The organism is Neptuniibacter sp. UBA6509 (assembly GCA_002435145.1).
Classification (GTDB): Bacteria; Pseudomonadota; Gammaproteobacteria; order Pseudomonadales; family Balneatricaceae; genus Neptuniibacter.
Genome location: DJLT01000099.1, coordinates 19,484 through 30,106, shown reverse-complemented (window position 1 = coordinate 30,106; position 10,623 = coordinate 19,484). Strand labels below are relative to the sequence as shown.

Annotated in this window: 8 protein-coding genes; all 8 read right to left on the bottom strand. The window is 43.9% G+C overall.

The annotated features are described in order from the left end of the window. A partial coding sequence (locus tag B4K11_RS12725; protein WP_292959413.1) for a DUF6708 domain-containing protein occupies positions 1 to 843 on the bottom strand: 843 nt, incomplete at its 3' end. After that, the gene (locus tag B4K11_RS12720; protein ID WP_292959412.1) at positions 843 to 1,046 is read right to left on the bottom strand and encodes a hypothetical protein; all 204 of its coding nucleotides are present in this window, start codon (positions 1,044 to 1,046) and stop codon (positions 843 to 845) included. The genes B4K11_RS12720 and B4K11_RS12725, both read right to left, overlap by 1 nt. Before the next feature lie 473 nt (positions 1,047 to 1,519). Continuing rightward, positions 1,520 to 2,509 (bottom strand): hypothetical protein, encoded by a 990-nt coding sequence (locus tag B4K11_RS12715; protein ID WP_292959411.1) that lies wholly within the window; start codon positions 2,507 to 2,509, stop codon positions 1,520 to 1,522. 11 nt (positions 2,510 to 2,520) lie between these two features. Next, positions 2,521 to 2,703 (bottom strand): hypothetical protein, encoded by a 183-nt coding sequence (locus B4K11_RS12710; RefSeq protein WP_292959410.1) that lies wholly within the window; start codon positions 2,701 to 2,703, stop codon positions 2,521 to 2,523. 340 nt (positions 2,704 to 3,043) lie between these two features. After that, entirely contained in the window at positions 3,044 to 4,042 is a 999-nt protein-coding gene (locus tag B4K11_RS12705) for a hypothetical protein (RefSeq protein WP_292953106.1), read from the bottom strand. Position 4,043: 1 nt separating this feature from the next. Further along, positions 4,044 to 7,532 (bottom strand): hypothetical protein, encoded by a 3,489-nt coding sequence (locus tag B4K11_RS12700; RefSeq protein WP_292953103.1) that lies wholly within the window; start codon positions 7,530 to 7,532, stop codon positions 4,044 to 4,046. Continuing rightward, positions 7,529 to 8,392, bottom strand: a complete 864-nt coding sequence (locus B4K11_RS12695; protein WP_292953100.1) for a DUF4123 domain-containing protein — start codon at positions 8,390 to 8,392, stop codon at positions 7,529 to 7,531. Before B4K11_RS12695 ends, B4K11_RS12700 begins: the two co-directional genes overlap by 4 nt. Continuing rightward, positions 8,389 to 10,509, bottom strand: coding sequence for a type VI secretion system Vgr family protein (locus tag B4K11_RS12690; protein WP_292953097.1), 2,121 nt, complete (start codon positions 10,507 to 10,509; stop codon positions 8,389 to 8,391). Before B4K11_RS12690 ends, B4K11_RS12695 begins: the two co-directional genes overlap by 4 nt. Positions 10,510 to 10,623 lie beyond the last annotated feature (114 nt).

Sequence of the window (10,623 nt, the reverse complement as noted above, 5' to 3'; positions counted from 1 at the left end):
GAAAATAAGAGGGAGTTCGATAGCTAAGCTTATAGGAGAGGCTCCTGCAAACTTGACTAGACGCGCTCTAGTGTACTTGTCGTCGTAGGTATATACATTTTCGGGGCCATCAGTCATATAAGCTCTGACATATTCCCAATAGTCGTAATTATCGGAGTGGACTTCCCCTGTGTTATTTAACACTAAGGGCAGGGGTTCAGTACCTGCTTTTCCATTCACGCAGTGCTTAGGGTAAAGCCATAGATTTAGGCTATAAGCATCGGCTAGACCGCCAACACCCATAAAGTCTGGTGCGTACATGCAGGCAATTTCACACTCATCCCAAGGGATACGATATAGAGCGCCTTTGTGATAAGCGTAAACTTCCTGTTTTTTGTAATTAAAGCGAACAGGAGTGGCGATTGGTTTTAGAAAATCATAAAGAATTAGGGCAGCGATTGTGATTATAAAGCCCCAATCTACGAACATGAATTCACCCCACTCGAGGGCTCCTGTAAACCGAATAATTAAATAACCGACTATGTATAAAGGTAAAAGGATAAATTGTGCGAAGCGAGTGAGCATTTCTCTATTGGTTACGCTATTAACTCGCATATCCATATAGTGATTATGATTACCCGCCCCGAAAAGCAAACAACCTTTTTCATGAACCCGTTGAAGTTCCTCTTCACGAGGAATTTGCTTTGAAGGTGGATGGAGTACGTCCTCCATAACAACACCTTTACCGAAGGCTGTACCTAATCCGTTCCCGCGACGTGCTTTTGTGTCTTTGAAAACCGGAGCATATCCATAGTATTTTGGCGCGATCCATGCGCTTGGATTCGAAGTATCTATACGTTTCATTAGACTACTCGCTTAAGGTCGAAGCTGACATCAGGGGTTAATAGAGGGATTTTACTGTCATCATCAATCGCAATTTTATAATGGAGAGTGACAGGGAATCCTGCTGGGTGATGGTGCTTGAGTTCAAGCTGATAATCATCAAAGTCCATTTTTCGTTGTGTCTCATTCAATTGATAATGACTTACGTCCTCAAGGGGGAACAACAGCTCTCCCCCTTAAGAATCCCGTAGCCGCCTGTTCCTTGTTTCGCTTCGCTCAATTCCCTGTGTTTCTCGTGTACTAAGGGACGGATATAAACTCGCCTTTTATACATTAAGAAGGCTCAAACAAATATCCATCTAATCCTTAGTACCGTTCTCTGTAAGTTAAGGCGATACTCGGCTGCGTCAAAGGTATGATGTGGTGCCACTCTGGAAGCTAATAGTACTGTTTTGCTCTTTAATTGTTAAAGCTTGTATTCGTTAAGCAACACACGGTTGATCTGGCTTTTTCCAGCGCATAATGTCTTCGCCTTCTAATGGGATGCTCTTTTGAGCTTCTTCCCTGCGTTCTAGTTCAGCGTCATACTCATCTTGAGTCATATTGCGCCAGAAGTAGCTATCTCGGCCGGTTTTCTTATCGTATAGGGCTTTATCTGTTGGAAGTCCATTTCTGTTATTTCAGTCCGTTAGTGCCATTAGGCTTTAGTGCCGCCATTAAATAGATCGATCTCTGGGCCTTGGTTCGGCATAAAGCGTTGCTCGGCTTGTAGTTCAAATAGTGCCTCTTCAAACTCGTCATCATCCATGGAGAACCAGTAATCAGGTTTGCGATTGTTTTTAGCATCCCAAACGGCAGTCGTAGGGTCTTTTGCTCTGGCGGGTTCCAGTTCTGGGACATCGGGCATCGGCTGGCTGGTGTCCATATAACGTTGGATCAGGTTCCAGATACGCTCTAACTCATCCGGTTGTTGGCTGCTGCTGAAAGTATGCAGGGGGATACTGTCTGAGTAACGATGATAACGGTGCACCAGATGGAGCTGATAGCTTAGTACCCCTTGATGGCTAGGGCTGCTGACTAGATAACAGTCGAACTCCGGGAAAGGGTGGCTGTAGAGTTCTTTATTGTTTTTGTAACGGATTACCCTTCCGGTGCTGCGGCTGAAGGTAAAATGTTTGACCGCTTTCATAAACCAGGGCATAGGCAAGTATCCTCGCTCAGAGGCTTCAGCGTAGCCCCAGATTAGGGCAGAGGGAAGGAAAACAAAAGGTAAAAATATGTATATTACTTCTATGATTTCAGTAGCGCCCCAGTCATCAAAGAATACGAAATGCAAAAGGGTAAGAATAGATACAGGCAGCAATATCGTGCAGTTACCTTTACCGAAGACCGTCAGGTAAAAGTAAATTAATCCCCATTTATTCAATGACCCCGCACTGTACTGGTTCTCATCCCAGTGGGTTTCGTCTTTATTCTCTTTGAGGCGCTGCTTGATATCGGCTGGCGTGGGTTCCTCTATCATGCTGACAGGAACGGTTTCATTGGCCCGGCTCCATGGTAGCGGATCGCCTCCCTGTAGAAACTTTATTAGGACGCCCTGTTCGGGCCGGGGTTTCTGGTTGCTGTAGTGCTGACTGTTCCAGACGCTGTCTTGAAAGCTATTCTGCGGTGTTTCTATTTTATTCATCATAAGTCCTGTTACTGTTCCCAGCCAAATTCATTGGCCCACCAGTATTCGCCTTCTGTAAAGGTCGGGGTGGTGCTAGGGCTTCCGGCTTCTTCCTCTTTGCTTAACGGCGGAGTGGGGAAGGTATGGTCACCGATTTGTACAGGAATATTGTTAGCATTAGAGGCTGTTTCTGAATAGTGCTGATCCATCATGATGATGCATATCCGTATTTAAAGACCGCTTTGCTCCCGGTGGCTAGCGTCCAAGTCATTTCCATTATTTAATAATATCTTTTACTTAAGGGGGAACAACAGCTCTCCCCCTTAAGAATCCCGTAGCCGCCTGTTCCTTGTTTCGCTTCGCTCAATTCCCTGTGTTTCTCGTGTACTAAGGGACGGATATAAACTCGCGCTGCTCAAACAAATATCCATCTAATCCTTAGTACCGTTCTCTGTAAGTTAAGGCGATACTCGGCTGCGTCAAAGGTGTGATGTGGTGCCACTCTGGAAATTAATAGCACTGCTTTTTAGTTATTTATTAATAGTGAAAAATTTAAGCAACAAAAGGTTGATCTGGTTTTTTCCAGCGCATGATGTCTTCGCCTTCTAGTGGGATACTCTTTTGAGCCTCTTCCCTGCGTTCTAGTTCAGCTTCATACTCTTCTTGAGTCATATTGCGCCAGAAGTGGCTATCTCGGCCAGTTTTTTTGTCGTATGCCGCTGTCGTAGGGTCTAGATGACGGTAAGCCTCAGACATGATGTTATCCGGCATTGGGCGACTGATATCCATATATTGCTGCATCATGTTCCAGAGTTGGTAATACTCTTCTGGCGGTGCTGAGTTACCGATTAATGCTCCGAGGTCGACTGTATGTTTAGTACCTTTATAGCGATGAACAAGTTGCATTGTGTAAAAGAGTTCGCCGTAGTTACCCGGGTTAGAAGCAAGGTAACAATCGAACTCGTAAAATGGAGCGGAGAAAACTTCTTTATTTTTTTTATAAATATGGACCATGCCAGTTTGGCGGCAGAGTTCATACTCTCTATAGAGTTTTATAAAAAAGGGAACATTACCGTTTATAAAAGCAAGTTTTCGATAGTAGAGTTGATATAGAGCTGATAACCCGAAGAAATAAAAACAAAATTTTAATGACAGTATTACATCAGAGATATAGCTTGAGTCATCGTAAATACCTTCTTCATACAGGGCAAAATGAACCACAATGTAGGCTATAAATGTTATAGGTAGGAGGAACGTAAGGAATATTTCAGTGAAAGCCCCTATTAAGAAGAAGAATCTGAACCATATATTGCCCTGACCTTTGGTAAAGAGCTTCTCGTCCCAAGGAGTTTCAATAGTATTATCTTGGTAATCGTCCAGTTCGCACTTATTAGAAAAAGTACGGGGAATTTGGTTTGAGAGTTCATTAAAGTGTAGAAGGGTTGCATTTGAGAGTTTGAACTTATCTAATAAACTGTTATCCCATTTTGAAGCGGATTGCACGGGCATATCATTAGAATTATAAGCGGTATCAGGGTATTGAAATTTCATTTTAGTTTACTAGTCCATGTTCATAGTCACTCAACCATCCGAGTGGGTTGGAGTCACTAAAATCCGGTTGTGAGCTGATTTTATCTAGTGCTGCTTTGCCGTTATGCATCTCTGGTGCAGGGAAGCTAAACTCGTTAACTTGTAGCTTTAATCGAAGTTGCCATTCGGAATAATTGTCAGCAACAACCTTTTGACCTGCATTGAGATGGCTTTTTTCTGTGGTAGAGCGCAGATAATGAATCATGCCATGCTCGGCTTTAAAACTGTAGAGGGTTTCACCTTGGAAAGCTCTGCCAGTTTTAACCGGATGACCTCCCATTATATTACCACCGCTCATTTGGCGCTTAATCTCAACTTCTTGTAGTTCTAAATGATAGTTGGCCTGGTGTTCATCATTAGAGAGTAAACTTTGGATATTACCATTGACTGTGATTTGGGTGTCAATGCCTGTTTGTTTTAGGTATTGGTAATGCTGATCAGGAAGTGTTCCTTGTTTTAGTGGCTCAATTTTGACTTGTATGTTGAGCATAATGTTGATCAGGTGATACCACGCAAAGGCTGGATCATTATTCAAATCAGTATATTTTTCTGCTTCTGAACCATGGCCAAAAGGTCCATGCTTTAACCAAATTTCAATATCATCATCGGTAAGTAGTATTGCTGTGGCGAGTGCAGCCATAGTAACAGAAATCATCAACCAGCCTATGGGACCAAGTGTTGCTTTAGGTGAAATCGCATAGAATGAGGTCAGTAGTAGCCCTGTACCCGCGACCCCCATAGCAATTGCAGCATCTGTATCTTGCTTTTGATGTAGCCTAAATGCTTCCCATAAGGTCATGAGTGCAGTAATTGTTCCCGCCACGAAAGAGAGAAGGTTTAGCTTCGGTATCGAATCGCCAATAAATTTAGCTAGTTTAGGAGTATTACGTTCAAGCACCTGTAGGGTTTCTTTTGATAAAGTAATATCTTGTTGAACCCAGTTAGGTATTAAGCCTTTAGAAATAAGCTCTAAAGATCGCAGACTGGCTACAGATAAATCCAATATTGCACTAGTAGTATTAGCTATAGAATAGAATAAGTCTTCTCGGCTTAAGTGTTGCCTAACTTTATTTAAATTGTATAGCTCTAGCGCTGCAATAAAATATGGCACCCTATATTTCGTAATGGTTCTTTGTGCGCGTAAACCTCGTGATAGGTCAAGTCGTTGTTGTTCAGTAAGCTCATCCACAGGAATGTGAAGAAGTTTAAGACCTTTCAGTGCTGTAACTCCTCGGTCAGTAGCGAATCCTTGTTTAACTATCTTAGGATTTGAGTTGAGGGTAACTGTCTGGTTAGTCTTAGGGTTGTGTATTTTAAAGGCTGTTTTTTGCTGCTGTTGAAATTGATATTTTTCGTCTTTGGTCAGACCCCATTCTAAGTCGTCCCCTAAAATACCTAAAATTAAGTGTTTTCCACTTGTCGCGTTACTTACATCATCAAAACGTAGTTCTTTAAGAGTTTCGTTAGCGAGTGCTTTTAGCTGTCTTAGGTTACTAACAAATACTTTTTCAAATTGGGTTTTATGACTAGCCTGTTTGAACTGGTCTGAGCTGATAATTTTAAGTACGACATTGCTGAATAGTGAGATGACTTGATCGGCAAATAAGACGGCGCGGCGAACAACTCCGAATCCCTCGTCAGTTTCTATATCGATGGATTTAAAAATTGCTGCGGCCATACCTATTTCTACTGTAAGTAGTTCTTCATCCAGATTCAGATTAGTTTCGTTCCAGCGCGTTAAATTTGCTGTAGTTGCTAGGCCTGAACCATCATTTTTGGGTGCGGGTGGGATATAGGCTGCGTCTAAGGGGACTTCTGATTTATTAGGAAACAGTACGGGGTGTAGAGGGTGGCTACTGTCTTCTTCGATGATTGCTATTAGTGTGTTGGTTGCCGCGTGTTTTTTCCTTTCTTCTGGCGCTATGAGAGGATTGTCCATTTCTGCATCGATTAGTAGGGCATTGATAGCAGGGCAGCAGAAAAGGTGGGATGTGGCAGAATTTACGCCGTCTAAGGCGCCCATATCACGGACACTTTGCACAAAGGTTTTATCGCTTAGCAGTTTTGATAGCCCATACTGCATCGCTGGGATCTCTTTTGTATATTGGCTGCGTTCTGCTGTGCGTAATGTGCGATGAAAGGTACCGTTGCTGCTTAAGTCCATGTATTTACTGTACTTACGAAGCTCGTTCCGCTTGCCATTATGGCTCTCTGCCAGAATTAACCGTGAGATAAGTTCGGCACTGAGGAAGTGGTCTTTGTCTTCACAGAGTTGTTTTATTTGCTGAAAATAAGCACTGGCTGATTGGATTAGGTGTGAGTGATTTCGCACTTTGAATAAAGGGTCTTCAGCGGTAAACGTACGCAGGTGGTTTTGTTTTGCTTTAGCCCAGCAGTCTTTTTCTGGCTCCGATGTCCAGATATCTTCTGGAAACAGAGGTTCTTTGTCGTTGGCGATAGCGCAGGCGGTTGCTCGCAGTGCGTAATCTGCTTTGCAGCGTAGGTCTCCAAAAGCGGTGGATACATACTCTGTATCATCAGCGAGTAGTTTTTGTTCTTTTTTGACGACGTCATAGCGTTCTTTTAGGAAGGTGCCTTTAACGTCCCTTGTTAATTCGACAGCATCTGATACTAGCATCTCTAAATCAGGTGATCGGTTGCGCATCTCTTGAAGGTTAGAGACTTTACTAATTTTGCTTCGCTTCATGCGGAGTTTAAGTTGGTCTTGGTTCTGCTCTAAATAGTTGATGCGCTCAGCCGTCCATTGTACTTCTGAGAATGCGATCAGAACACTTCCATCAAGTTTGGAGCCATTTCTTTTACCGGGAATCCAGATTTCTGTGAGTGGTACACCGGTTGTGTCGCGTTGGCCTATTTTGATGGGGTTTGATTTAAGGCTATCGGCCCATTCCATGTGGTTTACGGGTGTTTCACGAAAAGACTGTAGATTCACGTCACGGAATGTATATTCGTCACCGGGGATCACTTCGATTTCACGCCAGACTTGGAATTTGGAACCGTGGGGAGCTTTGTAGGCAATGTATATAAAACCACCACGTGCTGGAGCTATATGGTCGTATTTGTATTGTGCATCCACGCTTTGCATGTAGAGTGAAGGTAAGCAAGCATGCAGTAGGTAATCTTGTTCTTGATTGTCTTTACGCTTGGTTTCATAGACGGATTTGAACAAGGGGAGTTTAATGGGGTCGCCTTGTTCTGTTTTAACTTCTAGCCAAGCGTTATTGGAAATTTCACCTGTCCAGTCCCAGTCATAGATGGTTGTCTCTTCTTGAACCAGTGTTTGCTTAGTTGCTTCGATACCCGGTTTGGCGGTTTGATCTAACGTGTCGAAGAAGCGAATGGTGTGCTCATCACCGTGGTTGATGCCGGTGACCTCTATATGAAGTCTATCTTTTTCGCAGGCTGCAGTTTTTCCGTTTGTACTGCTCATGTTGTTAGCTCCGTTAACTCTGTTTTCATCCGTTGTAGCAGTGGTCTGCGTTTTTGTTCGGGTAGTGCTTTTAAGTGTTGAATTGTTTCTGCTGGGTCTTTATCGGAACGGTGGTGGACTTCGATAAATAGAGAAGTGAGGCCGCCTTGGTTTAGCAAGGTGATTGCATTGCTAGGGCTAAGTATTTCACGAAGCTGAGTTAAATCACTCAGGTTTAAATCGGTTTCTTTGTATTCTGCAGCCCACGCTAGGATGTATTGATCTAGCTGTTGTAGTACGAAGGCCTGTTCTTGCTTTGGGGATAATGAATAGTCTTCTGTTAATTCTGTAGGTTCGCTGCTGGCTTCTTTAGAGATAGATTGCCAAACACTGCCCTCACTTAGGCTGGACAGTGGTGATTTCCAAATAGATGCTGTGATATTCCCTAACCAAGATTCTGCTTCTGATTGGGGCGTTTCTTTTAAAAGGTAGTGAAGCACTTGAGGCAGTTGAAAGTGTAAAACCCCTTTTTGCTGATCTCCATAGTTGATAAACAATCTATGGCGTAGCTGTTTAAGCAGTTGGTTAAAGCTAACACTGGTGGGGATGTATATGAGTATGCCTTGCCAGCCGGTGTCGTTTAGAGCGTTTTTTTCAAAATGCTTTAGCAGTGGGCTTTGCTCATCAATTTCAGTTATCCAAGGGCTATTATCTTTGAGGTTGGCTAAACGAGTGTTATCAAAGAGTGCTGCGCGGTACTCATTATTAGAGAACAGGTAGATATCTTTTAGCATCCCTGAACTTGGGTTTGAGATGAGATATAGCCGATGCGGGTGCTCCAAATCCGCTTTGATACGGTTTAAGTCGTGAGTAAGCGTCATGAGTTGTTCCCACAAGGGCAGTTGCTAAGTGGGCAGCTTCCGTCAGTTTGTAGCTGGCATATCTCTGTAATGGCTACATTCTCCTGACGATCACTTGTCATGCGGTGTGACATTAAAGCGGAGGCTTGCCATGGATCTACATTGGTCACTTGTGGTGTTACGTAGCCTGCTTGATCTATATCTGCCTCTAATGGTGGAGTTGGTGCGATAGGGGCTGCTTTTTGTGCCGATGGCGCTGAGCCTCCGGAGTTTAGGTTGACCATTGAGCCATTGACGGTGACGCCGCCTGGGCCAACGTTGATGCTGCTGCCACCGGCTTTGATGATCATGTCTACACCGGCTTCTAAAACAATCTTATTACCCGCTTTTACATGGATATTCTGACCTGCGCTGGTGGCTTGATTACTGCCTACACGGATGTGACGTTTTTTGTCGACGATAAGGTGTTGCTCATTATCGCTTTGGCGATGGAAATTACCGTGGGTTAAGGCGTGTTCGTCGGCGCGCAGTTCGCGGTATTCGTTTTCCATCTGTATCCAGTGATGGTCATTACCGACCCACTCTTTATGATCGTTTTTTGTGCGTTGATCAAAATCTTTTTGGGCGTGGATAAAGAGTTGCTCTTCGCCTTTTTTATCTTCAAAGCGTATTTCGTTAAAGCCTTCGCCGCCTTTGGTGGAGTTTGTTTTTATCGTACTGACTGTTTTGTTTTCTGGTAGTGGGTAAGGTGTTCGGTTTAGACCGTGGTAGACGCGCCCTGTAATAACTGGTTGGTCTGGATTACCTTCGAGGAAGTCGACCATGACCTCTTCGCCAATACGGGGGATAAATAAGCCACCAAATGCTCCGCCTGCTGCGCTTTGGCTAACACGAATCCAGCAGGAGCTTTGTTCGTCCATCTGTCCTTCACGATCCCAATGGAACTGTACTTTTACACGGCCATGCTCGTCGGTGTAAATCTCTTCTCCGTCGGGACCGGTTACGATGGCGGTTTGCGTGCCACGGACTTTGGGTTTCTGGGTTTTACGTGCAGGGCGAAATGGTGTGGTGAATGGAATGCTATGAATCAGGTTAGTGTAGCGCGAGCCTTCGGTTGTTGCGCCGGCTTCGAGTACCTGTGGTTGCGCACAATTATGCTCAATATGGGTAATTAAGTACTCAATATTGTGTTGATCTAGTTCGTGGTCTGTTAGCTCAAAACTGTAACCGGGCAGTAGCCGATTGATGTCTGATTCGGCAATAATATTTTTGCGGTTTCGGTTACCCGATTGATTCATTGCAAGAGCTAAGGCATCGCCTCGATCAGCTTCAGTGAACTCTCCGGGGTATTCATAGATCTCTAGCGGTTGGTCTTGCTCGTGACTGTCATCGGAGGAGAGTGTGAGATTTGGTTTTTTGAAATCGTAATCTCTGATGCTGACTTTGCCACTGCGTACGGTTTCTAGGTAACGGAATTTGAAGAAGTGTTGTTCACGTACTGCGCCTTGTGCATCATGGAAGTAGGGCAGAACAGATTCGCCGTTAACCGGGGTATTTGTTTCTGAGGCATCGCTTAAGGTCAGTACATGTTTGTCGTAGTGGTGTTCAAAATAATAGTGAATACCTTCAAACTCCAGCAAGCGCTGAATAAAGGCGAGATCGCTCTCACGATACTGTACGCAGGACTCACGCGGGGCGTAGCTATTGCTGAGTTGGAAGTTAAATTCGTCCGTTTGTAATCCGGCCTCTTCTAATAGCTGGGTGATGATCTCTTCAACGGTTTTGAACTGAAAAATACGGCTGTTAATTCGGTAACGAAGCGGCCATATTTTGGGTACTAAGGTTAAGTGATAGGTGGTTTGACGAACGCCACTTTCACCGAGTTCAGCCGATGAAATAATACCGTGAATATAACGGGTGTGTTCATTTTCATCACAGCTTTGATCCAGCAGTTTGATCACCGCTGAACTGTTTAGCAGATCGATAAGTTCTATATCTGGATTTTCAGATACCAGCTCTAATGAGAATTCAAAGGCGGTAGAGAGGGTTTCAAACCCACTCATGCGTACCAGTTGAAATGTTTCTGTCGACTCCGCGACATTAAAGAAAAAGCGTTCTTCGTCCGCTTTTAGAAACATGTAAGTTCCCTCTTAAAAAATCCTTGTGGCTTTTATGTAAGGCTGTTCCTAAACCGATGTGTTGGTCTGAAAGCTCTGTTACATTGCCAATCCATATAAATTGATCATTTAATT